General features: G+C 48.2%; 22 protein-coding genes. 5 read left to right on the top strand and 17 right to left on the bottom strand.

The genetic code is table 11. The features are described 5' to 3' along the window. Window positions 1-5 precede the first annotated feature (5 nt). From HQ865_RS16270 to HQ865_RS16230, 9 genes are all read right to left on the bottom strand, one after another. On the bottom strand, window positions 6-2087 hold the full coding sequence (locus tag HQ865_RS16270; RefSeq protein ID WP_173415911.1) for a TonB-dependent receptor: 2082 nt from the start codon (window positions 2085-2087) through the stop codon (window positions 6-8). 202 nt (window positions 2088-2289) lie between these two features. Further along, on the bottom strand, window positions 2290-3885 hold the full coding sequence (bshC, locus tag HQ865_RS16265; RefSeq protein ID WP_173415910.1) for a bacillithiol biosynthesis cysteine-adding enzyme BshC: 1596 nt from the start codon (window positions 3883-3885) through the stop codon (window positions 2290-2292). A 622-nt stretch (window positions 3886-4507) separates the two neighbouring features. Beyond that, window positions 4508-5845 carry a 30S ribosomal protein S12 methylthiotransferase RimO gene (rimO, locus tag HQ865_RS16260; RefSeq protein ID WP_173415909.1) on the bottom strand — a complete coding sequence of 446 codons (1338 nt, stop codon included), beginning with the start codon at window positions 5843-5845 and terminating at the stop codon, window positions 4508-4510. A gap of 139 nt (window positions 5846-5984) precedes the next feature. Next, a complete protein-coding gene (gene ftsY / locus HQ865_RS16255) occupies window positions 5985-6947 on the bottom strand; it encodes a signal recognition particle-docking protein FtsY (RefSeq protein ID WP_173415908.1) in 963 nt (320 codons plus the stop codon). A 174-nt stretch (window positions 6948-7121) separates the two neighbouring features. After that, complete coding sequence (locus HQ865_RS16250) at window positions 7122-7277, bottom strand: DUF4295 domain-containing protein (RefSeq protein WP_173415907.1); 156 nt, start codon at window positions 7275-7277, stop codon at window positions 7122-7124. Between the two features lie 36 nt (window positions 7278-7313). Further along, complete coding sequence (gene rpmG / locus HQ865_RS16245; RefSeq protein ID WP_157539955.1) at window positions 7314-7496, bottom strand: 50S ribosomal protein L33; 183 nt, start codon at window positions 7494-7496, stop codon at window positions 7314-7316. Between the two features lie 87 nt (window positions 7497-7583). Beyond that, window positions 7584-7817, bottom strand: a complete 234-nt coding sequence (gene rpmB / locus HQ865_RS16240) for a 50S ribosomal protein L28 (protein WP_173415906.1) — start codon at window positions 7815-7817, stop codon at window positions 7584-7586. Window positions 7818-7949: 132 nt separating this feature from the next. Beyond that, window positions 7950-8294: a hypothetical protein gene (locus tag HQ865_RS16235; protein WP_173415905.1), complete on the bottom strand. Its 345-nt coding sequence runs from the start codon at window positions 8292-8294 to the stop codon at window positions 7950-7952. Between the two features lie 14 nt (window positions 8295-8308). Continuing rightward, window positions 8309-9037 carry a hypothetical protein gene (locus tag HQ865_RS16230; RefSeq protein ID WP_173415904.1) on the bottom strand — a complete coding sequence of 243 codons (729 nt, stop codon included), beginning with the start codon at window positions 9035-9037 and terminating at the stop codon, window positions 8309-8311. A 356-nt stretch (window positions 9038-9393) separates the two neighbouring features. Between HQ865_RS16230 and acs the strand changes: the two genes are divergently transcribed. The 3 genes from acs (at window position 9394) to HQ865_RS16215 (ending at window position 12491) form a co-directional block, all read left to right on the top strand. Beyond that, complete coding sequence (gene acs / locus HQ865_RS16225; protein WP_173415903.1) at window positions 9394-11295, top strand: acetate--CoA ligase; 1902 nt, start codon at window positions 9394-9396, stop codon at window positions 11293-11295. A gap of 134 nt (window positions 11296-11429) precedes the next feature. After that, window positions 11430-12107 (top strand): hypothetical protein, encoded by a 678-nt coding sequence (locus tag HQ865_RS16220; RefSeq protein ID WP_173415902.1) that lies wholly within the window; start codon window positions 11430-11432, stop codon window positions 12105-12107. A 21-nt stretch (window positions 12108-12128) separates the two neighbouring features. Beyond that, window positions 12129-12491 carry a hypothetical protein gene (locus HQ865_RS16215; RefSeq protein ID WP_173415901.1) on the top strand — a complete coding sequence of 121 codons (363 nt, stop codon included), beginning with the start codon at window positions 12129-12131 and terminating at the stop codon, window positions 12489-12491. A 130-nt stretch (window positions 12492-12621) separates the two neighbouring features. On the opposite strand, the gene HQ865_RS16210 is transcribed toward HQ865_RS16215, so the two are convergent. The 6 genes from HQ865_RS16210 to HQ865_RS16185 form a co-directional block, all read right to left on the bottom strand. Next, window positions 12622-13371 carry an HAD-IIB family hydrolase gene (locus tag HQ865_RS16210; RefSeq protein ID WP_173415900.1) on the bottom strand — a complete coding sequence of 250 codons (750 nt, stop codon included), beginning with the start codon at window positions 13369-13371 and terminating at the stop codon, window positions 12622-12624. A 541-nt stretch (window positions 13372-13912) separates the two neighbouring features. Then, window positions 13913-15556 (bottom strand): glutamate formimidoyltransferase, encoded by a 1644-nt coding sequence (ftcD, locus tag HQ865_RS16205; RefSeq protein ID WP_173415899.1) that lies wholly within the window; start codon window positions 15554-15556, stop codon window positions 13913-13915. Between the two features lie 112 nt (window positions 15557-15668). After that, window positions 15669-16895 (bottom strand): imidazolonepropionase, encoded by a 1227-nt coding sequence (gene hutI / locus HQ865_RS16200; protein ID WP_173415898.1) that lies wholly within the window; start codon window positions 16893-16895, stop codon window positions 15669-15671. Between the two features lie 99 nt (window positions 16896-16994). After that, window positions 16995-18668 (bottom strand): urocanate hydratase, encoded by a 1674-nt coding sequence (gene hutU / locus HQ865_RS16195; protein ID WP_173415897.1) that lies wholly within the window; start codon window positions 18666-18668, stop codon window positions 16995-16997. Continuing rightward, window positions 18646-20205: a histidine ammonia-lyase gene (gene hutH / locus HQ865_RS16190; protein ID WP_173415896.1), complete on the bottom strand. Its 1560-nt coding sequence runs from the start codon at window positions 20203-20205 to the stop codon at window positions 18646-18648. Before hutH ends, hutU begins: the two co-directional genes overlap by 23 nt. Next, the gene (locus tag HQ865_RS16185) at window positions 20202-20708 is read right to left on the bottom strand and encodes a MarR family winged helix-turn-helix transcriptional regulator (RefSeq protein WP_173415895.1); all 507 of its coding nucleotides are present in this window, start codon (window positions 20706-20708) and stop codon (window positions 20202-20204) included. The genes hutH and HQ865_RS16185 overlap by 4 nt, the downstream gene beginning before the upstream one ends. Before the next feature lie 206 nt (window positions 20709-20914). On the opposite strand from HQ865_RS16185, the gene HQ865_RS16180 reads away from it, so the two are divergent. Further along, window positions 20915-21760 carry an alpha/beta hydrolase gene (locus HQ865_RS16180; RefSeq protein WP_173415894.1) on the top strand — a complete coding sequence of 282 codons (846 nt, stop codon included), beginning with the start codon at window positions 20915-20917 and terminating at the stop codon, window positions 21758-21760. 147 nt (window positions 21761-21907) lie between these two features. On the opposite strand, the gene HQ865_RS16175 is transcribed toward HQ865_RS16180, so the two are convergent. Continuing rightward, on the bottom strand, window positions 21908-23461 hold the full coding sequence (locus HQ865_RS16175) for a carbohydrate-binding domain-containing protein (protein WP_173415893.1): 1554 nt from the start codon (window positions 23459-23461) through the stop codon (window positions 21908-21910). 474 nt (window positions 23462-23935) lie between these two features. On the opposite strand from HQ865_RS16175, the gene HQ865_RS16170 reads away from it, so the two are divergent. Then, entirely contained in the window at window positions 23936-24538 is a 603-nt protein-coding gene (locus HQ865_RS16170) for an RNA polymerase sigma factor (RefSeq protein WP_173415892.1), read from the top strand. Here the strand turns inward: HQ865_RS16170 and HQ865_RS16165 are convergent. Beyond that, window positions 24530-24976 (bottom strand): MarR family winged helix-turn-helix transcriptional regulator, encoded by a 447-nt coding sequence (locus tag HQ865_RS16165; protein ID WP_173415891.1) that lies wholly within the window; start codon window positions 24974-24976, stop codon window positions 24530-24532. The two genes, HQ865_RS16170 and HQ865_RS16165, sit on opposite strands and share 9 nt — an antisense overlap. Window positions 24977-25074 lie beyond the last annotated feature (98 nt).

Here is a 25074-nt window from a genome sequence, read left to right as displayed (position 1 = left end):
ATCAATTAAAACATCAAACTAAAACCCGCATAATAATTACGCAACGGCGATGGGTTAAAATAGCGGCTGCCTACGGCGTTCAAATCGTTGCCGAGGCTATATTGGGCATTTAGCAGGTTATCGGTACCGGCGTAAATATCCAGTTTAGTTTTGTGTGTCAAATTGCAAGTGCAGCCGGCTTTAGCTTGCAACAGGTGGTATTGCGGCGCGAACACGTTACTGGCATCATTAAGCGGAATGCTGGCGGTGTAGTTGTGTTGCACAAACACATACAGGTTTTGTGGGATCTTCACCTGCAGGCTGCTTACTATTACGTGCCTTGGTACGCCGGTTAAGGGGTTGCCCGAGTAGTTGGTGGTAGCATCGGCATAATCCCTGAAAAAATAGCGGCTTAAAGTATAGGCGGTGTTAAACTGTAAGCCGCGCACAAAATGGGCTTTATTTTCGCGGATAAGCCAATCGGTAAAGGCCAGTTCGAAGCCGGTTTGGTTGGTGCCGCCGGCATTGATGTAATATTCGGTTTCGTCGGGGTGCAGGCGGCGCACAATTGAGTTGCTTACGCGATAGTAAAATACCGAGGCATCAAGCAGCATGGTTTCGGCACTGTTGCGCAGGCGGATGCCGGTCTCGTAGTTCCAGCCGTTTTGTGGTTGCAGGCCGGTGTTGATCACGTTGTCGGTTGGGCGAACTTCGGCCGTGGTAGGCGGCGAATAACCGCGGCTTACCGATGCCCGCGCCATCAAATTATTGGTAAACGAATAGGATAGGGCCACACGCGGCATTAGCTGCGGCGAAAAATTGCGCGGAGTAAAGCCGGATTGGTTTAACGGGTACAGGTTTTTAAAATCGTACCCGTAATAGTTTAAGCTTAACGCGGCTTCCAGGTGCAGTGTCCCATCAATATCAGCTGTATACCGACCAAAAATGAAATGCTGGCCGCTATTGATCTTATCCAGCTTTTGCGGGTTGCCCTTAACGCCGGCATTGTTATCATAATTGTTGATGGTTGAATTGGTGCGCTGCCACTCTACGCCCAGGTTGGTGGCCCAGGCGTAGCCCGGATGCGCGCCTTCCAGTTCAAAATAGCTGCGCAGGCTGTAGGTGTCCTCGGCACGTTGCTCATAATTAGTGATGAACGGATTGGCAAAATCTACGTGCATGGTAGATAGCGAGGTGACGTTTTTGAGGTGATCGCTTAATCTGGCCTCGTTAACCACGCCGCCCAAAAATACTTTGGTGGTGATACGAATTTGCTGATCGATAGCGCCGGGAACGGTTTTAGTAGCCGGCCTTGCCGCCTGCGGGTCGGCCTGCATTTGAGCGAAGGTAAGGCCGCCGGGAGTTTGGTAGTTTAAGTTTGAATATAGGGCCAACACCTTCAGTTGCTCTTTTGCCGAAAAGCTGTATTTATCGGCCAGTTGGAAGTAGTCGCGATGCATATTACTATGCTGGCGATAGCCGCCGTAATTTTGGTAGGCCTGGCTTAGGTTTAACTGGTTGTTTGCACCTAGGGCCTGCACCATGGCATTTTGATGCAAAGCACTGTATGAGCCCCCGTTGAAGCCGACCTTAGCGTAATTGCTGTCGGCCGTATTGCTGTTACTGATAGGCCGCAGGATAAGCACCCCGCCCGAGTTAGCGCCAAACAGGCTGCCATCAGGGCCTTTTAACACTTCCAGGCTTTTAACGCTGTTTACATCGATGGCATTCAGGTAGGTATTTCCCCCGGCATCGGTAAGCGGGATCTCATCAAAATAAACCTTAACATCGCGCACCCCAAATGGCGACCGCAGCAAACTACCCCTGATGGAAAGTCGGTAACTGCCCGGTGAACGCTCCTCCATCTTTACGCCGGGTATGGTATTCATGGCAGGCACCAGCGAATTATCGGCCTGTAGTTTTAACTGCTGCGGATAAAGCACCCCAATCGGCGCCGGCACATTAAAATAAGGCTGATTGAAAAGATAAGAGCGGACCACTACCGTTCTAATGGTATCGCTAATGATGGTTTTGTCACCCTGTTGTTGCGCGTTAGCGGCACAACAAGGTATTAGCAACGATAGCAGTACGGCCCGTAGTTTAAACATAGGTTGGGGTTGATGTTGAAACAAAAATAGCCTTTTTGCAAAGGCTATCAGTATGTTGGGTTGTAATTTTATTATGGCTGGTATGCAGATCAAACCTCGTCATGCTGAGCGTGAGCGAAGCATCTCAACTTTGCATGTCGTCTTTGGATATCGGGGATGCTTCGCTCCCGCTCAGCATGACGAAGTGGTGCGGTGACGGCCACTACTCCGCCAATACCGTAAACTCAAAATCCAGCGGATGAAAATTGCGGATCAATTCATCGATAAAAAACTGCCCCCATTTTACGTAGAACAGGCCGAAATTCTCGGTACGTTCCTGCAGGCTATCTTTAGGGAACAGGTCGGCTTTGATATGATCTAACTGGTTGATGCGGGTTGCATAGTTACGGCGTTCGGCGCGGGTTAACTTCTTTTCCAGGTTATCTATCGCGTGTTTGAGGCGTGCCTGCACGGCTTCGGTTGATGGGGCGAGTGTTGGGTCTATCTTCGCGGCGCGTTCTTTTACGCCGGTAAAAATGGCTTCCAGTTGTGCCCATTCTTGCTGCAAGCTAAGGTTATGATCGCTGTTCTGTTTTATCCAGTCGTTTTTTAGTTTATCCGTTGGTTTGAATAAGTCGGCAGGAGTGAGGCCCATGCGGGCTATTTTAGGGGTAACTTCCTTAGGGATGATCAAACCCGAATTACGCAGGATGAGGATAGGGAAGTCGATGCCGTAATGATCGAAGTTTGATTTCAGCTCCAGCCAGTAAACCACCTCGGCGCCGCCGCCTATGTACGCCACATTGGGCAGTATCACCTCCTGGTATACCGGGCGCATCACCACATTGGGGCTGAAGCACTCGGGATGTGCCTGTATCTCGGCTTTTAGTTGATCTTCTGTAAAGCTGATATCGGTATTTAATACTTTGTACAGGTTGTCTTCAAAAACCAAACGCTCACGCAGTTTATCTCCCAGGTAAAAAAAGTTGATCTCGCGCGGGTTCACCTGTATGTGTACACCGGCGGCTTCCAGCAGTTTATTGGTTTCGGTGATGTGTTTGAAGCTATTCTGCTGGATGATATCCTGTTCGATGATCGGCGCAAACTGTTTTTTGAAACGGCTGTCATCAGCATCGATAATTACCAATCCGTATTGACCGAATAAAGCGTTTACTAAATAACGGGTAGCGTCGGCCAGTTTATCAAATTTAGTGTAAGCTGTTTCTACCAGTTCGGCCAGTTCGGGGCCGTGGTTCTCCATGCCCAAAACGCCTTTGTACTGGTTAAGTGCCTGGCGCATGCTGTGCGGGTCGATGCGGCCGGTGGCGCCGCTGGCCTCGTACCACCAATGTACTTTTTTGCCGCCGATATTGGTATAGTTGATCTCGGCAAAGTCGTGGTCTTCAGATGCCATCCAGTAAACCGGGACAAAGTTTTTATCGGGGAAAGCCTCTTTTAACTGGCGGGCCAGTTTTATAGCGGTAACTATTTTGTAGATGAAGTATAGCGGACCGGCAAAAATATTCAACTGATGGCCGGTGGTAACGGTATAGGTGTTATCAGCCAAAAGCCCCCTAACCCCCTGAAGGGGGAATCCAGTTTTAGCATATGGTGCTATGGTGGCGTATTGTTCGGTCAATACTTCAACCAACACCTGCCTGTCGGCTACTACCTTTTTGTTGTTGAACAATTGCGCGAAGCCGTCCATTGTGGGGCGGTAGCTATAGAACGACCGCAGGTCGGGAACGTCTTCCAGATAGTTGGTAACGGTATGAGAAAAGAAACCGGTGTTTTTATAGCTGATACAACTGCTGTCCATAGTTTTTGCAATTTCGGAAGTGCGATGTTCGATTTCGGATTTGGCCGGATCGTACACCTTTCATTTTTAGATGGTTCGAATTTAGATGTTATAATCTTATTTCAAACATACGGTAAAATCAAAAGCTATTATTTTACAATTGGTAGATATACAAGATATGATGTATAAACATTTGCGTGATTACGCGATAGGGATTGCAGAGGAAAGCCCGGAGCCGGAATGGGTAGCGCGTAGGGCTGGCGAGGACTTGGAACGGAAAGCCCGGGCCGAAGGCATCGCCATGATAGTCATTGGTCATTTCGCTGCGCTGTCATTGGTCATTGGGGGGATGAAGTCGCAGACTTCAATTTTATATGTAAGCTTCAGTCGCAGACTGAAGCCAGTGTGGGGTAGGATGGCGAGGACTTGGAACGGATAGCCCGAGCTGAAGGCATCGCCCACAAAATTAAAAAGAGTAACTTGTCATTTCGAACGAACAGCGCTGGATGGTGTGTTGGAGTGAGGAGAAATTTTGTACGTGTAGCCGGTCGCACGTATAAGATCGTCCGTCGCACAACCGCACATGCCCTGCCCTTGCTCTGTCTGAAATGACAAACGGCAATCGTATAGCCGAATTATCAACCTACTTTACGATCTCGCCATACAGGTCGAAATCCTCAGCGCTGTCAACTTTTACGTTCACAAAGCTGCCTACGGTGGCGTAGTTCACGCTGGCATCTATCAGCACCTCGTTATCTACCTCGGGCGAATCGTATTGGGTACGGCCAACAAAGAAATCGCCGTCCTTTTTGTCGATCAGTACTTTAAAGGTTTGGCCAACTTTCTCCTGGTTCTTATCGAACGAGATGCCTTGCTGAATCTCCATAATAGCATCGGCGCGTTCCTGTTTAACTTCATCCGGAACGTCGTCAACTAAACTATGGGCATGCGTTTTTTCCTCGTGCGAGTAGGTGAAACATCCCAGGCGGTCGAATTTGGTATCGGCTACCCATTGCTGCATCTCTTCGAAGTCGCGCTCGGTTTCGCCGGGGTAACCGGTGATCAGCGTGGTACGCATGGCAATACCCGGCACACGGTCGCGGATCTCGTTCACCACGTCGATGGTTTTTTGCTTGGTGATACCGCGGCGCATCGACTTCAGCATGTTATCGGTAATGTGCTGAAGCGGCATATCCAGGTACTTGCAAATGTTCTCGCGCTCGTTCATGGCGTCCAGTATCTCCATCGGGAAACCAGAAGGGTAGGCGTATTGCAAACGGATCCACTCGATGCCGTTCACGTCGCTCAGGCGGCGCAGCAACTCGTCAAGGTTGCGTTTGCCGTATATATCCAGGCCGTAATAGGTTAGGTCCTGCGCTATCAGTATCAGTTCTTTGGTGCCTTGTTTGGCTAAACTTTGGGCGTTGCGCACCAGTTCGTCCATCGGCGTGCTCATGTGTTTGCCGCGCATCAGCGGTATGGCACAGAACGAGCACGGGCGGTTACAGCCCTCGGCAATTTTAAAATACGCAAAGTGCGATGGGGTGGTCAGCAGGCGCTCGCCGATCAGTTCGTGGCGGTAATTTGCACCTAACGAACCCAGCAGGTTCTGCAGGTCGTTAGTGCCATGCCACGAGTCTACGTTGGTGATCTCAGCTTCCAGTTCGGGTTTGTAACGCTCGGACAGGCAGCCGGTAACAATTACCTTGCCTACCTTACCTTGTTCCTTCAGCTCGCTGTATTGCAGGATGGTATCGATAGATTCCTGCTTGGCATTATCGATAAAGCCGCAGGTGTTGATCACCACAATATCGTTCTTCCCTACTTTATCCGCCTCGTGCACCACATCAAAAGCGTTTCCTTTCAGCTGGCCCATTAATACTTCGCTATCGTAAATATTTTTAGAGCAGCCGAGGGTTACAACATTAACACGTTGTTTAACGGGGGCTTTTGGTGCTTTGCTTACTTCTTTTGTCTTCATGTATTAAAGTTTTGTCATTATTAGAAGCCTCACCCTGCCCTCTCCAAAGGAGAGGGTTCTGAAATTTCTTAAGTCCTCTCCTTTGGAGAGGATTTAGGTGAGGCAAACGTAGCTACGCTCCTCGCAATGACAATATGTTTTATTTGAATAACGATTCCACGAACGACTTCCTGTCAAACAACTGCAGGTCATCCATCCCTTCACCCACACCTATATATTTAACCGGTATCTTAAACTGATCTGATATACCGATCACCACGCCGCCTTTGGCTGTGCCGTCCAACTTGGTAAGGGCTAAGGCATTAACGCTGGTGGCTTCGGTAAATTGCTTGCATTGTTCTATGGCGTTTTGCCCTGTACTGGCGTCCAGCACCAGCAATATCTCGTGCGGGGCACCGGGGACTACCTTTTGCATCACATTTTTAATTTTGGTCAGCTCGTTCATCAGGCCAACCTTGTTGTGCAGGCGGCCGGCGGTGTCAATAATTGCCACATCATCGCCATTGGCTACTGCCGATTTCAGCGTATCGAACGCTACCGATGCCGGGTCTGACCCCATGGCCTGCGATACCACACGCACTTTAACGCGTTCGCCCCACAGGATGATCTGATCTACCGCCGCCGCGCGGAAGGTATCGGCAGCCCCCAGTACAACCTGGTTGCCGGCTTGCTTCAGTTGGTGGGCCAGTTTACCTATGGTGGTGGTTTTACCCACGCCATTTACGCCCACCACCATAATTACATATGGTTTATGGTCGCCGTATTCAAAACTTTGGAAATCGTTACTGTTATTTTCGGCCAGCAGTTGTTGTATCTCGTCGCGCAGGATGCCGTTCAGTTCGGATGTGCCGATGTATTTATCGCGGCTTACGCGGGCCTGGATGCGCTCAATAATTTTGAGGGTGGTTTTAACGCCTACGTCGGATGTTACCAATATCTCTTCCAGTTCGTCCAGCACATCGTCATCAACGGTAGATTTACCGGCGACGGCCTTGGTAAGCCTGGAGAAGATATTATCCTTGGTTTTTTCTAAACCGGTATCCAGCGCCTGCTGTTGCTGCGGGGTAGCTTCCTTTTTCTTAAAAAAATCAAATAATCCCATTAGATCAGAATTTTCAGAATTTAAGGATGTTCAGAATTGATGAGTTTTAAAATAAGAATTTTCAAAAGTATTCTGAAAATTCTAAAATTCAGTAAATTCTGATTCCAGACAGTTAACAAAAAAAGCCCTCTCGTGAAATACAAGACGGCCTTTTGTTATTTTTTTATTCGGTAATTAGCTTTTAGCAATAACGTCCTTAACGGCTTCGTTAGGAACAATTGCTTCTTTAAACGAGTAAGCACCAGTTTTAGGCGACTTAACCATTGTAATTACTTTTGAGAATTCTTTGCCTTTGCCTGTTTTCAGGGTTGCAACTACTTTCTTTGCCATTGCTGTATATTGTTAAATGTTATTAGTTAAAACTAATTACTTAATTTCTTTGTGAGTGGTTACCTTCCTTAACACCGGGTTAAATTTTTTCAATTCTAACCTTTCAGTGGTGTTTTTTTTGTTTTTGGTGGTAATGTAACGAGACATGCCCGGCATGCCGCTTTCTTTATGCTCAGTGCATTCTAAAATTACCTGAACCCTGTTGCCTTTTTTTGCCATCTTAATATGATATTATGGTTTGAGGACCTTTTTATGACCGCTGAATTTCACAACTCGGCAGGCCGATCGCTCAAAGCTTGTTGCTAATTAAATAGAACCTGTTTTTACAAATTTGTTAATGCAGGCAGTGATGCCGTTTTTGCTGATGGTTTTAACAGCCGAAGTAGAGACTTTCAGCGTGATCCATTTATCTTCCTCAGGGATATAAAACTTTTTCAGTTTTAAGTTTGGATAAAATCTGCGTTTGGTTTTAACGTTCGAGTTAGAAACGTTGTGCCCGGTCATAGCAGCTTTACCGGTTAAATCACATATTTTTGACATGACAAATCTTTTTAATTGTATCCTTTTTCTCAAAAGAGTTTGCAAATATCAGGTTTTTCTGTCAAATATTCAATAGGTTACTCAAAAATATTTTCAAAAAGTTTTTACAGGGATGGAACTATGTTAAAACCATCAATAACTGGCGGGAGTATTCACATCAGGGTTTGCCGGAGCATATTTGATCAGGATGCTATCACCCGGTTTTAAGTTGTGATCTCCCGAGCATCCTTTATATGTTTTTCCATTCAACATAAATTGATAATAGTAGAAGAAACTATGCGAAACAGGCGAATTGGGCAGATAATTCTTTTCATCGATGATAACAGCTTTTGTTGAGCGGGACCCCGACGCTAACAGTTGGTCTGCTGTTGATCCGTTAAATACCCCGGATATCAGATACGCGATGACCCCAAAGGCTAACAGCAGATAGATATAGATCATTACATTCTGGCCTGTTTGTGTTTTCTTTCTGCTCACAAGTTTTAAACTATTTATTTATAATAAACATACGCCCGTTCCTGTATGCTTCCGGGCGATGAGGTGCCGTTCTTATAGTCGGTTTGTACGGTGCGTTTTGTCCAGTTGCCTTTGGTATCGTACGTTTTGTAAATAAAATAGGTAGTGCTGTTCAGTTTGCCGGTGGTATTAAAATTCGTGGTTTTGCTCTCATTGCCGCGCTGGTCGTAATTGTATTTAACAATGATATTCACATTGCCTTTTCTATCCAGCATGGTTATTTCGCTTAGGCGATTGGTCTCATCGGATTTATAAAGCGTTTTTAACTCGGCAGATAAAATAGAATCCTGCCGGATATTCCCCCCACCATCGTAGCTGATAACAGACCGCATTTGCTCACCCGGCCCTTGCTCAACATCCGACCTGGTAAGTATGCCCCGCGCATCGCGGTGGTGCGTATAGGTGGTTATCGTAGTATCCAGTGTTTTTTTATCCGAATACATATTGATGCTGTTTTTAATATATGCCGTAACCCGCGAAGTACTTCCAGCCTTATCAAATTTTGTGATAAATCTGAATAGGGTATCCTTTACCGCGGGTACTGTGCCTTCTTTTTTTATTGGGGTATCGGTTTGCGATAACTGCATTACCCGGCCCTTCAGGGTTTCATCCTGTTTAACAGTGCGGGTGGTTTGGGCGGTGCTGTTATATATAAAGGAGCAAGATATGATAATAACCGCGAGTGTAGTTTTTATAAGATTCATGAAAAAGCAATCGATCTACGATCTGTATTTTTTTAAATTTATCATAAATAAACGTGCGCCGATTGCGATAAGTATGCCGATTAAAAAACCGTATAAAATATTGCCACGCGTAAAGAATGTCATGAATGGGCCAATAGCTATGGCTATTGGTAAATAAAACTCCTTAAATTGTTTTTTAGTAAACATACAAGAGAGGCTGTTTTAGCAAATCTAACCATTTGATAAGTAATATCCGTGCCATGCAAATACTTGTATCAAATAATAGCCGGATAGATAATACTATCCTATCCTTTTTGATTTTTCCATGCACACATCAAGCATAATTTACTAATTTACGCCCACCATTCAGTAAACTTATGAAAATCACTTCTTTCGACGAATACAAGCAGATCTATCAGTACAGCGTTAACAATCCCGAGCAATTTTGGGCCGGCATTGCCGAAACTTTCCAATGGCGCAAAAAATGGAATAAAGTACTGGAATGGAACTTTACCGAACCCCGCGTGCGCTGGTTCGACGGCGCTAAACTGAACATTACCGAGAACTGCCTGGACCGACACCTGGATACCATTGGCGATAAACCTGCAATCATATGGGAGCCGAACGACCCGTCGGAAGATTTCCGTGTGCTAACCTATAAGCAACTGCACAGCAAAGTTTGCCAGTTTGCCAATGTATTAAAAAATAACGGCGCTAAAAAAGGCGACCGCATTTGCGTGTATATGCCCATGGTGCCCGAGTTGGCCATCGCCATTTTGGCCTGTGCCCGTATTGGCGCTATCCATTCGGTGGTATTTGGCGGTTTCTCGGCGCAATCTATTGCCGACAGGATCCAGGATGCCGATTGCAATATCGTGATCACTGCCGATGGCGGTTTCCGTGGTGCCAAGGATATCCCGCTGAAAAGCATTATCGACGATGCCCTGGTACAGTGCCCATCGGTTAAGCGTGTTATCGTGCTTACCCGCACCCGCACACCGGTAGCCATGATAAAAGGCCGCGATGTATGGTGGGAAGATGAAGTGAAAAAAGTAGAAACACAAGGCAACATCGACTGCCCGGCAGAAGAGATGGAAGCCGAGGATATGCTGTTCATCCTGTATACCTCAGGTTCTACCGGTAAACCTAAGGGCGTGGTGCATACCTGCGGCGGCTATATGGTTTACGCGGGATATACTTTTGATACCACTTTCCAATACCAGCCCGATGAGGTTTACTTCTGTACGGCCGATATTGGCTGGATCACCGGGCACTCGTATATCGTATATGGCCCATTATCGCAGGGCGCAACCTCGCTGATGTTCGAGGGCGTACCTACCTGGCCTGATGCCGGGCGTTTCTGGGATATTACAGATAAGCACAAAGTAAATATATTATATACCGCCCCAACGGCTATCCGCTCGCTAATGAGCTTTGGCGATGAGCCGCTGAAAGGCAAAGACCTGAGTTCGCTGAAAAAACTGGGCTCGGTAGGCGAACCGATAAACGAAGAGGCATGGCATTGGTTTGATGAGAAGATCGGCCATGGCAAATGCCCGATAGTGGATACCTGGTGGCAAACCGAGAACGGCGGCCACATGATCACCCCGATAGCCGGCATCACGCCATTGAAACCGGGATATGCCAGTTTGCCGCTGCCGGGCGTACAACCAGTGTTGGTAGATGAAAAAGGTAACGAGATAGAAGGTAACAGCGTTAGCGGCAACCTGTGCATTAAGTTCCCATGGCCGGGCATGCTACGCACCACCTATGGCGATCACGAGCGTTGCCGCCAAACCTATTTTGCTACTTATCCCAATATGTATTTCACCGGCGACGGCTGCCTGCGCGATGAGGACGGCTATTACCGTATTACCGGCCGTGTAGATGATGTGCTGAACGTATCAGGCCACCGTATTGGTACGGCCGAGGTAGAGAACGCCATTAACATGCATAGCAGCGTGGTAGAATCGGCCGTGGTAGGTTACCCGCACGATATTAAAGGACAGGGTGTATACGCCTTTGTGGTAAGCCCTAACCACCAGGACGACCAGGAACTGGCCCGTAAAGATATCATCATGACGGTAGCCCGTATCATCGGCGCTATCGCCAAGCCGGATAAGATCCAGTTTGTGAGCGGCCTGCCCAAAACACGCTCGGGCAAGATCATGCGCCGCATCTTGCGTAAGATAGCCGAGGGCGATACCAGTAATTTGGGTGATACATCGACCTTGCTTGATCCGGCTGTTGTGGAGGAGATCAAGGCGGGGGCTTTGTAGGTCATTGGTTCATTCGCTGCGCTGTCATTGGGGCATTGTTTCCGCCACGTCATTGCGAGCGATAGCGTGGCAATCCCCGGTAGGCAGAGGTTTTTGAAGAACAGGTGTAGTATTTGTGCAAGTAACAAAATGCTATGGCAGATATAGAAGTTTTTAAGCTGAATAATTGCGATCCTGAGGAGATCGAGGATATAATTCTGAAAATTGAAAAGTCTTTTAGACTAAACTTTAAGCAAGGGGACTTTAAAGACGTTAAAACGTTTGGTGATTTGTGTGATATTGTAATGGATCGAATTGAAGGTGAAAGCGTAAATAGCTGCACTTCACAGCAAGCTTTTTATAAAATTCGTGATGCTATTATTGGTACTTGTTCCATCGATAGGGATAGCCTGACACTTGACACAGAACTGTCTTTCATATTTCCACGAAGAAATCGAATTTATAAGGTAAGGCAATTTCGTGATCAGCTCGGCATCCGGGTAAATATTTTAGGCATTAAAAACTGGTTAGGCTGGTTTATTACCGTTTGCTTCATTCTTTCTTTTGGTTTGCTTTTTATTAATTGGCTGTATGCCTTAATAGCGATTGCTGCCTCCATAGGTATGTATAGATTTAGTTACTTATTTGGTAAAGAACTGAAAATTAATACGGTTAGGCAATTAACAGAATTAGTAGCTACCGAACACTATAGATTGTCGCGAAGAAATTCTAAAAGATATAATAAAAAAGAGGTTGTTGATACAATCAAACGTATATTTATTAATGATTTAGCTGTTGCTGAATCAGCACTTAACCGTGACTCTGCATTTTAAACGGCAAGACTTATTCCACCAATGTCAAAAGAAACCACATACCTATATCGCCCTGTCGGGCCAAACGAACTGGCCAAGATCGAGGAGTCGGGCTGGAAACGGTTTCCCAAGCGCCTGGCACAGCAACCTATCTTTTACCCGGTGATGAATGAGGAATATGCTGTTCAGATAGCGCGTGACTGGAATGTGCCGGCATCGGGTTCGGGCTATGTTACCAAATTTGCTGTCGATGCCCAATATCTGAAGAAATTTGAAGTGCAGAATGTTGGCGGCCCTATCCATAACGAACTATGGGTGCCAGCCGAAGAACTGGAAGAATTTAATGATCAGATAGTTGGGCCAATAGAAGTGACGCAAAGATTTTTTCGGGACGAAAAGGAATAATAAGCAATAACGCTTACCGGCTTTAAACTGGTAATACCCTTTCATCGTTTGGCAGGGGCATGTAAAACATCGCACGCTTGCGGGATTTCCGCGTCGTCTTGGTTTATATTTGAGCGGTTGTGCTGTCAAACTACTTTTTGTCCAGGCAAAGCGTTATCGCATCCACCACCCGCTTGGTTTCCTCGGGGTCGCGCACCTGTATGCAATCGGCGCCGGTGGTGCGGGCGGGGTAATCGTTGCCGCCCTCAAAAAGGGCATCGCCAATAAATATCATTTGCGATATTTTAATGTCCAGCACCTTTTTTAGCTTGCGGATGCCATAAGCCTTGTCAATCCCCGGCTTGGTAACATCGATAGAAGTGGCCCCGCCCATATTTACCGAGAAGCCCGAGAGCGTTCCGTTCAGTATCTTCTTGATCTTTTTGCGCTTCGCGAATTTTGGGTCCCACTTTTTCTTCTGTTCCAGCGGCGCCTGCTGCCCTAATGCCGAAAAGGTGACCTGGCTGCCCCGGTCCTCAATTTGATCGCCCCAGGTTTTGCGGGGCTTAAAGCCGGTTTGCTCTACCGCGGCGTTAAGGTTATTAATGATGGTGCTCTTCTCTTCGGCCGTAAAGTTTTCGGCGTATAAGGGCTGCCAGCCTTTTTTAAACTGGTAAAACTTGGTGCCGCAGGTGGGCAGGATGGATAGGCGCTTCATCCATCGCTTATCGGGCAGGTGGGCCAAAACCTGCTTTTCAAATTGTGGCCAGTCGCCGCCGGAGATGATAGCGACGCGGGCTACCTGCAAAAGGCGGGTGAGGATATCGGCCATTTCCGTATCGATAGCAGCCTTGCTTTCGGCCAGCGTGCCGTCCAGGTCGAAGATGATCAGTTTTTTCATGGGGAGGGGTTATTGGATGATATCCAAACAACACCCGTTACCGGGATTTGTTCGTTTAATAAATATATAACATATACCGTTTTGGTTTTGGTATAAATTACTATGTTTGCATAATAAAAATGAAAAAGCCATGAGCCGTGAACTAACAGACTTTTCTGCACAAATAGACGAGCAGTTTGACTTTGACGACAGCACCAACGAAGCCCTTTGGGAAGCTTTGATGAGCATTTTTGAATAGGCTAAAAAGTGCCTGTGGGGACACAGATACCGGGTATAGCGATAGGGATTGCAGCGGAAAGCCCACAGCCGGGCTGGCTTGTGCGCCGGGGTGGCGAGGACTTGTAGCGTAAAGCCCGGGCCGGAGGCATCGCCCTAAATGTCTGAACCGTTGAATCACCACATAATTCGCTGTGATATCATTCGACTGTTGGTAAAGTATTGTCATTGCGAGCGATAGCGCGGCAATCCCATAGGACAAGCAACGAGGACCTGCCTATGAGATTGCCACGTTGCTACGCCCCTCACAATGACAATTTTCTTTCTAACTCAACCCGATCTTCGCATCTACCATCTCAACAATCCTCGCCTCGCGGGCTACGGCTTGCTTGGCTATCTCGTTACCGTTGGCGATGATGCCATCCACAAAAATCTTATCCTTATAACCCGAAGCGTTGATCTTCACATTCATGAACGCGCCCAGCACGGCGGTACGTGCGCATAGGGCAGCCACGCCGGCATCAGTTACCGAATTGGGGTTGCCGGTTTGCACCATGGCTTCAATTACATCCATGCTGTTGAGCGCCGCCTGCATCACCTTAAACGGTATCTCAATAGCGTATTTGGTGGCATGCTGAATGGCTTTGCTGCGGGCGGCCTTTTCTTCGTCGGTGCCTTTGGGCAAGCCAAAGGCTTCCATAATTTTGTTGAAGGCTACGGTGTCCAGGTCAACCAGTTGCAATAATTCGTCTTTGTAGCGCTGGCCTTGCTCGGCCCAGTCGCTAAACTCTTCCCACCTATCGTCCCAGCCTTTTTTGTGCGAACTGAGGTTGGCCACCATAGTAGCCAGCGAGGCACCCAGCGAACCCACATAAGCCGAAATGGAACCACCACCCGGCGCCGGGCTTTCGCTGGCCGTTTCGTTGGCGAAGCCCGTAAGCGTCATGCTAATGAGTTTATTATTGCTATCGTTTTTCAGCAGGTATTCGATGATCCGCTCTTCGGGTTTAAAGGGCGCCAATTCGTCCAGCCCCATCGATTTAATGGCGATACGGATCAGTTCACTCTCGCTAACACCTACCGAGCGTTGTTGCTTGCGCAGAAAGTATTTGCCGGCATCAAGCATGGTTTGCAGGGGTACCAGGCCTACCAACTCACTACCCGTTACGCGGATGCCACGGGCGGTAGCCTTGTTACAAACCTCATCAAAAGCGATATGCAGCGGCGTAACCGCGATATTGGTCAAATTCATGGAGATCTGCGCGATACCGTACTCCTCAATAAACCAGCCTATACCTTTTACCGATTTCAGCGTACCGGGGTGGTTAACGCCATCTACCATACGACCGGCCTCGCGAACATCAAAGGCAATGGCGTTGGCGCGGCGGGTTGAGGTGGTATTGAGGTTAACGTTATAAGCGATCAGGAAATCGCGCGCGCCGATAACCGTGCCACCTCGTTTGGCATCAAATTCCGCCGGACCAAAATCGGGTGCCCATTCGGGCTGTTTGATCTTCTTGAAGAAGCCCTCGTACTCGCCCGTGCGAATAACCGACAGGTTACTGCGGCTTTTATCGGCCTGAGCATATTCATACAGGTAGGCCGGTATCTGCAATTCTTCGCCAACCCGTTTGGCCAGCTTGCGGGCATATTCGGCGGTTTCTTCCATGCTGATGTTACTGATCGGTATCAGCGGACAAACATCGGTAGCGCCCATGCGCGGGTGTTCGCCCTTGTGGCGGCTCATGTCAATCAGTTCACCGGCTTTTTTTATGGCTAAAAAGGCGGCTTCGATCACCGCGTTGGGTTCGCCTACAAAGGTTACTACGGTACGGTTGGTGGCCTTGCCGGGATCCACATTCAGCAGCCTAACGCCATCTACTGATTCGATCTCGTCGGTGATCTGTTTGATGATATCGAGGTTAACGCCCTCGCTAAAGTTAGGTACACATTCTATTAGTTTTGTCATTGGTCGGTTGTGTTATTCGTTCTCAAATTTGTCATTTCGAGCGATAGCGGGAAATCTTGTACGTGCGATAAGTAAGTCGTATAAGATTTCTGCCGCTGGTCGAAATGACAAGCTATATAAGGTCGCCGTTTACATAAATTATATCCGGTTTCAGTTTCCCCTGGTAATACAATATCTCCCGATAGTCAGCGCAAGGGTAAGTCTGCATATCTGCCCGATAACCCTCGGTTAATACACCCCGGTCATTTAAGTTTAAAGCTTTGGCGGCGCGGAAGGTTAGTCCGGCAAATACCTCGGCTGTGCTTAGCTTTTCGGCGGCGCTCATTACGGCGGCCTGCATCAGCAGATCGCCCATGGGGGCCGAGCCGGGATTCCAATCGCTGGCTATGGCTACACAAGCACCGCCATCCAATAATTTACGGGCTGGTGCGTAATTCATTCCCAAACCCAGCGAAGCACCGGGCAGCGTTACAGCTACGGTATCTGAGTTGGCCAGCAGGTTGATCTCGTGTTTGGTACTGGCCTCTAAATGATCGGCCGATACTGCGCCCATTTCCACAGCTACCGTGCTGCCATCGGCAGTGAACTGATCGGCGTGGACGGTGATATCGAAGCCCATTTCCTTGGCTGCCAATAGATACTTCGTCGCATCAAAAGTGTTGAACGCGCTTTCTTCTATAAAGATATCTACCCGGTTGGTCAGTTCCTGCTGTTTGATAATGGGTAGCAGGTCCTGCAAGACATGGGTGAGGTATTCGATAGATGAACCGTTGAAATCCTTCGGCCTCATGTGCGCGGCCAGGCAGGTAGGGATAAGGCTTGCTTTAGTTTGCCCCGCCGCCTGTTTAATGGCTTTCAGTTGTTTTAATTCGTTATCGATGTTAAGGCCGTATCCGCTTTTAACCTCAATGGTGGTAACGCCCTCACTTAGGTGCCTTTCGGCGCGTTGTACTAAGGTGATTATCAATTCGGCTTCGCTCGCTTCCCGCGTTTGGGTTACCGAATCCCAGATACCGCCACCGGCCCTGGCTATCTCTAAATAGGTTTTACCCTGTATGCGCATGGCATAATCCTTTGCCCGGTTGCCGCCGAAGCAGATGTGCGTATGACAATCCACAAAGCCCGGCAGTAAAACATGCTGACCAGTTATTTTTTCCACTTGTGCCGATGGGTTTTCCTTGCGCAGCTTTTTAAAATCGCCCAAGGCAACAATGCGGCCGTTCTCGGTTAGTACGCCACCTTGCGAAATGATGTGCATTTGCTCGTCCTTTAGCGCACCTTTTATGGGCAGGCCGGTCATGGGTAATATTTGAGTGAATGGGCCGGTTAGTTTTTTCATTTTTTTAAGCTAAAAGCTTAAGGCATAAAGCCGAAAGCTGGATCTGCATTATTGATTATTACAAAGCTTTATGCTTTAAGCCTTCTGCTTTGGGCTTCTTCACCACACCTTCAACCCAAACTTTTCCGCCCATTCTTCAGCTTTATCATATCCCGCATCGGCATGGCGAAAAATGCCCATGGCCGGGTCGTTATGCAGCACACGTTTCAGGCAGGTATCGGCGCGGTCGGTGCCATCGGCAACAATTACCATACCCGCATGCTGCGAATAGCCCATGCCCACGCCACCACCATGATGGAACGATATCCATGTAGCCCCGCCCGATGCGTTGGCCATCAGGTTAAGCAGCGGCCAGTCCGACACAGCGTCCGAACCATCCTTCATGCTCTCGGTCTCGCGGTTGGGCGATGCTACCGATCCGCAATCTAAATGGTCGCGGCCTATTACGATGGGGCCTTTTACCTTGCCGGTACGCACCAAATCGTTAAACAGCAAACCGGCTTTCTCCCGGTCGCCTAAACCCAGCCAGCAGATGCGCGCGGGCAGGCCCTGAAATGCGATCTTATCCTGCGCTTTTTGCAGCCAGTTGATCAGCGCTTTATTTTCGGGGAAGGCCTCCATCAGCGCCCGGTCGGTAGTATAAATATCTTCAGGATCGCCGGATAAAGCTACCCAGCGGAACGGCCCTTTACCCTCGCAAAACAACGGGCGGATATAAGCCGGTGTAAAGCCCGGGAAGTTAAAAGCATCCGGCTCACCACCCTGACGGGCAAACTCGCGCAGGTTATTGCCGTAGTCGAATGTTATGGCGCCCATTTGTTGCAGTTGCAGCATCAGGCCCACATGGCGGGCCATGCTTTTTAGCGAGCGCAGCTTATAGATATGTGGATCGCTGGCGCGCAGACTGGCGGCTTTTTCCAACGTTAAACCATCGGGGATATAACCGTTCAGCGGGTCGTGGGCCGATGTTTGGTCGGTGAGCATATCGGGCACAATGCCGTCTTTTATTAGCCTGGCCAGCATATCGCCGGCATCGCTCACCAAACCTACCGATAGCGTTTCTTTTTTGGCCATGGCTTCCTTCACCCAGGCTATCGCTTCGTCGTACGATTCGGTCATGCGGTCGATGTATTGCGTATCTACCCTCTTTTGTATGCGCGATGCATCTACATCGGCACCTAAAAATACCCCCCCGGCCATGGTAGCGGCCAAAGGCTGAGCGCCGCCCATACCACCAAGACCGGCACTAACGATCAGTTTACCCGCAAGGTCGCCGCCGAAATGCTGGTTACCGCATTCCACAAAGGTTTCGTAAGTGCCCTGTAAAATACCTTGGGTACCGATATATATCCAGCTGCCGGCTGTCATTTGCCCGTACATCATCAGGCCTTTGGCGCGCAGCTCGTTAAAATGCTCCCAGGTGGCCCAGGCAGGTACCAAATTGCTGTTGGCTATCAATACCCGCGGTGCTTCGGGGTGGCTGCGCACAATGCCTACCGGCTTGCCCGATTGTACCAGTAAGGAATGGTGCTCGTCCAACTCCAGCAATAATTCGATGATCTTGCGTAGTGCTTCGGGGTTGCGCGCTGCCTGGCCTATACCGCCGTAAACCACCAGATCCTCGGGGTTTTCGGCTACCTGGCCATCCAGGTTGTTGAGCAGCATGCGTAAAGGCGCTTCGGTTTGCCAGCTTTTGGCGTGCAGTTGTGTACCCGTTGGCGCCTTGTACACCGGGTGGTTGGCATAGGTATTAATAAATTCCGAACTCGTCATGACTTAAATTGATATGGTTTTTTGCGGCAACAGCATCGGCCAGGGCCAAAAAGCTGCCATCGGTTATTATTTGGTGCAGTTGTTTAATGTCATCGGCAAAAACGCGGTCGTTCTGTATATGCGGCACATGTTCGCGGACCAACGCGTGGCAGGCTTCTATCACCTCGGTAGAGCGTAGCGGCCTGCGGAAATCCATCGCCTGGGTGGCGTATAGCAGTTCGATAGCCTGTATATATTCCAAATTGTCGATCACTGTATGCAGCTTGCGCCCGCTGATAGATCCCATGGATACATGATCTTCCTGCCCCAGCGATGTAGGTACGCTATCGGCACTGGCCGGGAAACAAAGCGTTTTATTTTCGGTCACCAGCGCGGCCGTTGTGTATTGCGGTATCATCAGGCCCGAGTTTAATCCGGCATCATTCACCAGCAATTTGGGTAAACCGTAGCGGCCTTCGCTCATTAGGTAGCAGCGGCGGTCGGCAATATTCCCCAGTTCGGCGGCGGCTACGGTGGCGTAATCTAAAGGCAGAGCCATCGGTTGCCCGTGGAAGTTTCCCCCGCTAATAGTATCATCGGCACTGAATATCACCGGGTTATCGGTAACGGAGTTTAACTCTATCTCTGTCAACTCCTTTAAATGCAGCCAGGCATTGCGCGATGCACCATGTACCTGCGGCATACAGCGCAGCGAATAGGGATCCTGCACCCGGTCGCAATTGGCGTGCGAGGTGTTAATTTCGGAATGATCTAACAAGGTCGCTAATCGCTTAGCCACATATTTGGTGCCTTTATATGGGCGAATGTTATGCAGGCGCGCATCAAAAGGCCTGGCCGAACCCATCAGCCCTTCTAAAGACATGGCCCCGATCAGGTCGGCACGATTCAAAGCATCGTTCAATCGTTGTACGGCTTTTACCGCAAAGGCCAGTATAAATTGGGTGCCGTTAATTAAAGCAAGGCCTTCTTTAGGGCCTAAAATTAGCGGCTGTAAGTTGTGTTTTTTAAGGACGGTATCCGATGCTACCCTTTGTCCATGTTCAAATACTTCGCCTAAACCAATTAAGGGCAGACATAAGTGCGATAGGGGAGCCAAATCGCCCGAGGCACCTACCGAACCTTTTTCGGGAACGAAGGGGATAATATCGTTATCGATATGCCAGATCAGCCTGTCTAAAGTTTCGGGGGCAACGCCCGAGAAACCTTGTGCCAGGGCATGCACCTTGGTGATCATCATGATCTTGGCTATCTCCTGCGGGATAGGGTTGCCCACGCCCACGCTGTGGCTGCGCAGGATATTGCTTTGCAGCAAGCAGGTATCTTCTTCGGATATGCGGGTATCGCAAAGCGGGCCAAAACCGGTGTTGATGCCATAAACCGGGTGATGCTCGTGAACGATCTGCTCTACATATCCCCGCGAATTGCGGATAGCGGCGCGGGCATCATCGCCAATAATACCTTTGGTTTTGCCCGCGGCAATATCAAGGCAAATACCAATGGTTAAATGTTCGGTGCCGTAGTGGAAGGTGGTGTTCATTTATCGGCGGGGGTTAGTTGTTTGTTCAGATTTTTGCTGATGTGGTTATATAGATCGTGCTGTTGCAGGGCCTGCTCAAATGCGGTAATGGCGGGCAGCATGGCATCGCAGCCGGGTTGATTACGGCTAATTTCATCCATGCTTAACATAATGGCATCCCAAACGGGCAACACCTGTTGCAGTAGCGCACGGCCCTTCCCGGTAAAAGTAATAAGTTGCTTACGTGCATCGTCGATACCGGGAGTGGCCATTACCAGGCCTTTTTGTTTAAGGTTGGTAATCAACTGACTGGCAGCCGGGTGCGATACCTCGGTTTGTTCGCTTAGTTCCTTAATAGTTAATGCTTCGTTTTGCGATAGCAGGTAAAACACCGGGAACCAGGCAGCATCAAACTCAATGCCTTCCTGTTGATAAGCATAGGTAATTTCGGAAAGGAACGCCTCGCTCAATCGCCTTAAACGGCTGCCTAAAGCAAGATATCCTAAACGTTGGTATAAATTCATACCGCAAATTATATAAGTGCTTATACAATTGCAAATTTATTTGTATACAGATGTTTAAATATTCATAAACGGCCTTTGTGTGTTAAAATGACATTTATTATGTTTGGGGTGTGGGAACCTCACCCCAAACCCCTCTCCAAAGGAGAGAGGCTTAAGAAATTAGTTTGATTAGGTGAGGCTCCTGATAAATCCATACATCCATCATCATGAAAAAATTGTTCCGTGCGGGCCTTGTCCTGTTTAATTTATTACTGATCGCCAAGCTGTCCATCGCCGCTAAGGTGGATACCGTAGAGACCTACAGCGATGCCATGCACAAAAAGATAAAAGCGGTGGTGATTCGCCCTAACGATTACGATAAATTGAGCGCCATGCCGGTGGTTTACCTGCTGCACGGCTTCGGCGGCAAATATTCCGACTGGCCCAATAATGTCCCGGCCATTCAGGAGCTTGCCGATAACTACCATATGATGGTGGTTTGCGCCGATGGCAACGTATCAAGCTGGTATTTGGACAGCCCCGTGTTATCCGACTGGAAGTATGAAACCTATGTAGGTACTGAACTGGTAGCCTGGATCGATAATCATTATAAGACGTTAAAGAGCCGCACCGGCCGCGCCATTACTGGTTTGAGCATGGGCGGTCACGGTGCCTTATATTTAGCCTTCAAGCACCAGGACACCTTTGGTGCGGCAGGCAGCACCAGCGGCGGGGTGGATATACGCCCGTTCCCCAATAACTGGAAGATGGCCGAGAAACTGGGTACCTATGCCGAACATCCTGAATACTGGGAAAAGAATACGGTGATCAATATGGTGAACCTGCTAACGCCGGGTCACCTGTCGCTCATCATCGACTGTGGCACCGAAGACTTTTTTTATAAAGTAAACTGCAACCTGCACGATCTGCTGATGCTGCGCAACATCCCGCACGATTTTTATGTTCGCCCCGGCGCGCATAACTGGCCTTACTGGCAAAACTCCATTAAATACCAGTTACTGTATTTCCACGATTATTTTGAGGCGCAGTTGAAGGCGGGAGCGAAGAAGTAAAATGATGTAGAGACACGATACTTCGTGTCTCTCTTATGGAGATCCAAAAAACAAAAAGAGACACGAAGTATCGTGTCTCTACATTGCCATAACGTATAATTTTCAACGGGGAGACACGAAGTATCGTGTCTCTACAGCTGTATAGATTTATTTCGTACTAACTGTCCCGCCCGTTTGTGTCACCACTCCGCTGGTAGTAAATATCGATTTCTTATCGCCTTTAGTATAGTTGCCACTGGTATACAAGCCACGGAAGTTTGTACCCGCTGCCACGCTGCCACCGGTGTAAACGGTATAAGCCGTTGCCGATTTTACCTTGGCGCAGGCATAAAGCATGGTGGTATAGTTTAAAGGCGCTAAAAAGGTCATGGCATCGGTACCGTCGGCAGCTTCAATGTGAACCAGTTGGTTGGCGGTGCCGCTGCCCATTACCAGCGAGTTAATGGTTGATGCCGTAGCGCTTGGGCCGCTGGTTTCGCTGCCTATGCCTACTACCACGCCGCCGGTCAGTTTCATCACGTTAGTATTGCAATCAAGGCCAGCCTCGGTGGCGGTGGTGCCAATGGCAACAGTTTTGCCACCGGTTATGGTGATGGTGCCGTTCGAATCCATACCGTCGTTCAGCTTACTATACAGGTACAAAAAGCCGCTGTTGATATTGATTGCTTTGGCCGCGTTCAGGCAATCGTCGGACGAAGTGATGGCGATATTGCCGCCGTTAATGGTGATGGCAGATAATTTGGTGGAAATACCTTCGCCCGTTCCAACATTAATATTTAAAGTACCGCCGTTGATATTGATATAAGGCGTGATGGTCGCGTCGGTACCCTCGTACGATGCGTTGATTCCTTTCTCGTTGCTGGCAAGAGTAAACTTTCCGTCGTTAATGATCATGCTGCCTTCTTCACACTCAATGGCGTCGCCGGTATTAGCGGTGATCTTCACGGTGCCGCCATCGGCAATAAAGCCGCTGTTGCTGTGGATGCCATCCTTAACAGCGCCGGTAACCGTAATGGTGCCGGTGCGGATGTGTACATAATCGTCGCTGCAAATAGCGTGCTTATAGTTGCCCTGCACCGTTAAGCTGCCCGTGCCGCTAAACACCAGTTGGGCCTCACTGAAGAAGGTTCCCTTCATGTCTTCGGTTGATGTAGGGTAGGTAGGGCTGTCGGTCAGCGTATTGGTACTGCCATCGGCCAAAACAACAAAGCAGCGTTTTTTAGATTGGATGTTAATAGCCGGTCCGCTGGTGCTGGTGATGTTAGCGCCATTCAGCGTAAGCTTAAACTTTTTATCGCTATAGATCTTAACCGAGCCGTTGGTGGTAGTTCCGGATACTTTATATTCAACGCCATCAACTTTTGATGTGATCACCAGGTTGGCGCCGCTTTGTACAATGGTTACGCCCGATACCGCATTGGTGATATTCACCGTAGTACCAAAGGCAATGGTTACTACGCTACCAAAAGTCGAGCCTTCTACCTGGTCATCGGTATTGGCGCCGGTTTCTTTCGATCCCTCGGCCGTGCCGCTGGTGATAGTGGTGCTGTCTATTTTTAGCGATGGGGTAACCGTTGGGCCGGTGTCTTCGCCGGATGTTTTTGTGCCTTTTTTACACCCGGGTGCTAAAAGCACGCAAAGCGTAAATGTTACAGGCAGGATAAGGTTGATTAAGCGGAGATTAGTTTTTGGGCGGAGCATTATAAATTGTTATTCGTTCGTATTAGAAAAATTAGGGACAAATTTAATTTATTTCCATAAGGGAAAAGAATTTTCATTTATTAAAATGCTTGATTTTGAGCCGGTAAGCTTAAAAAATACTTAAATACAGATGCCTTGATCTGTCGTTTACTTAACACCGGATGATTTCCTAATAATTACTTAACATGCAGCTATCATCCCGGTAACGTTGGTTCCGTAAAATCGCAATTGAGTATTTGCTGCCTGCATCACAACGGAAAACAAAAAATAATTGATAAAAAACTGGTATCTGTACCGGTTTTCGTCCTCTGATAATATAACCTGTATCATGGTTTGTTAAAAACGATCTGCCTAATTGAAATTAATATGCTGAAAAGAACAGGACTATGCGGTTACAGTAATTTTTATTACAGCCTGTGCCGGTTATCTATAATGTTTGTACATTTAATGAACCAATTACTATAATACCTGGTCATGTTTCAGCAGGGTTGCGATTTATGGAAGTTGTTTTTGGCGGGCGACAAGGTTGCGTTTCAGCAATTGATCGCGCAGCATTTCAGGCATTTGGTTAATTACGGCACCAAGTTTACCGATGATAAGGAATTGGTGAAAGATACCATACAGGAACTCTTCATCCGCTTTTGGGAAAAGCGCGCCAACCTGAGCGATGATGTTAATCCCCGTGCCTACTTGACCGCCTCACTACGTCGGGCGCTGCACCGCAAGATCCAATCGGTTAGCCGTTTCCAGAGTTTTGATGATGTAGAGAATAGCAGCGACCTGTTTGATATGGAGCTATCGGTAGAGAGCCGCATTATCGAAAAAGAATATGGCAGGAACATCGCCCGGGCGATAGCCCAGAATATGGAGGAGCTGCCCAAACGCCAAAAAGAGGTGGTTTACCTTAAATTCTTCCAGGAGATGAGCCGTGATGAAATATCCGAAGTGATGGGCATCAGCGCGCAAACGGTATCCAACCTGCTGCAAATGGCGCTTAAAAACCTGCGCACAAGGATATCAAAAGATCTGTTAGTATACCTGCTGCTGATTTTTGGCAATAAGCGTAATTTAGCCTGATGACTGGCAATTGCCCGTCAGTTTGTTTAATACCCCATTTAACAGATCCGACTCTTCACCACTGATACCTTCCAACGCCCTTTTCCTGTTCGACATGATCAATGGTTGGATATCTTTAATAATGGTGTTCCCTTTATCCGTCAGCGTCAGGTTAGACCGGCGTTTGTCCGTAGCGTGGGCGCTGCGGTTCAGGTAGCCCTTGGTTACCAGCAGTTCAATAATTCGTGTAACCGAGGCGAAATCCTTAAACACCATGGCCGCTATTTCCTGCTGGGCTATGCCGGGTTGCTGTTGCAGTGTTTTTAAAACCAGCCACTGGTCAATAGTGATATCAAAGCCGGCCTTAGTAATGTTTTTTTGGGCAAACTGCCGGTAGGTTTTAATGGCTTTCTCCAGGGTGTAAAAAAGGATATCGTTTAATTTTTCCGATGGCTGCATGGGCTATTTAAAGGGGCGTATGGTCAGTTACAGGTCAATGTCTGAATTTCCACGCCAGTAAAATTATCTGCAACATAAATGTTACAATTTGTGCGGTC

The organism is Mucilaginibacter mali (genome assembly GCF_013283875.1).
GTDB classification, from domain to species: Bacteria; Bacteroidota; Bacteroidia; order Sphingobacteriales; family Sphingobacteriaceae; genus Mucilaginibacter; species Mucilaginibacter mali.
This window is presented reverse-complemented; position numbering and strand designations above follow the sequence as displayed.

Coding starts and splice junctions, on each gene's coding strand:
- HQ865_RS16250 (WP_173415907.1), bottom strand. CDS start 7,277: ATGGCAAAGAAAGTAGTTGCAACCCTGAAAACAGGCAAAGGCAAAGAA.
- rpmB (WP_173415906.1), bottom strand. CDS start 7,817: ATGTCAAAAATATGTGATTTAACCGGTAAAGCTGCTATGACCGGGCAC.
- HQ865_RS16175 (WP_173415893.1), bottom strand. CDS start 23,461: ATGCTCCGCCCAAAAACTAATCTCCGCTTAATCAACCTTATCCTGCCT.
- acs (WP_173415903.1), top strand. CDS start 9,394: ATGAAAATCACTTCTTTCGACGAATACAAGCAGATCTATCAGTACAGC.
- HQ865_RS16270 (WP_173415911.1), bottom strand. CDS start 2,087: ATGTTTAAACTACGGGCCGTACTGCTATCGTTGCTAATACCTTGTTGT.
- HQ865_RS16170 (WP_173415892.1), top strand. CDS start 23,936: ATGTTTCAGCAGGGTTGCGATTTATGGAAGTTGTTTTTGGCGGGCGAC.
- hutU (WP_173415897.1), bottom strand. CDS start 18,668: ATGACGAGTTCGGAATTTATTAATACCTATGCCAACCACCCGGTGTAC.
- HQ865_RS16180 (WP_173415894.1), top strand. CDS start 20,915: ATGAAAAAATTGTTCCGTGCGGGCCTTGTCCTGTTTAATTTATTACTG.
- ftsY (WP_173415908.1), bottom strand. CDS start 6,947: ATGGGATTATTTGATTTTTTTAAGAAAAAGGAAGCTACCCCGCAGCAA.
- rimO (WP_173415909.1), bottom strand. CDS start 5,845: ATGAAGACAAAAGAAGTAAGCAAAGCACCAAAAGCCCCCGTTAAACAA.
- HQ865_RS16210 (WP_173415900.1), bottom strand. CDS start 13,371: ATGAAAAAACTGATCATCTTCGACCTGGACGGCACGCTGGCCGAAAGC.
- rpmG (WP_157539955.1), bottom strand. CDS start 7,496: ATGGCAAAAAAAGGCAACAGGGTTCAGGTAATTTTAGAATGCACTGAG.
- HQ865_RS16215 (WP_173415901.1), top strand. CDS start 12,129: ATGTCAAAAGAAACCACATACCTATATCGCCCTGTCGGGCCAAACGAA.
- HQ865_RS16185 (WP_173415895.1), bottom strand. CDS start 20,708: ATGAATTTATACCAACGTTTAGGATATCTTGCTTTAGGCAGCCGTTTA.
- HQ865_RS16165 (WP_173415891.1), bottom strand. CDS start 24,976: ATGCAGCCATCGGAAAAATTAAACGATATCCTTTTTTACACCCTGGAG.
- bshC (WP_173415910.1), bottom strand. CDS start 3,885: ATGGACAGCAGTTGTATCAGCTATAAAAACACCGGTTTCTTTTCTCAT.
- hutI (WP_173415898.1), bottom strand. CDS start 16,895: ATGAAAAAACTAACCGGCCCATTCACTCAAATATTACCCATGACCGGC.
- hutH (WP_173415896.1), bottom strand. CDS start 20,205: ATGAACACCACCTTCCACTACGGCACCGAACATTTAACCATTGGTATT.
- HQ865_RS16220 (WP_173415902.1), top strand. CDS start 11,430: ATGGCAGATATAGAAGTTTTTAAGCTGAATAATTGCGATCCTGAGGAG.
- HQ865_RS16230 (WP_173415904.1), bottom strand. CDS start 9,037: ATGAATCTTATAAAAACTACACTCGCGGTTATTATCATATCTTGCTCC.
- ftcD (WP_173415899.1), bottom strand. CDS start 15,556: ATGACAAAACTAATAGAATGTGTACCTAACTTTAGCGAGGGCGTTAAC.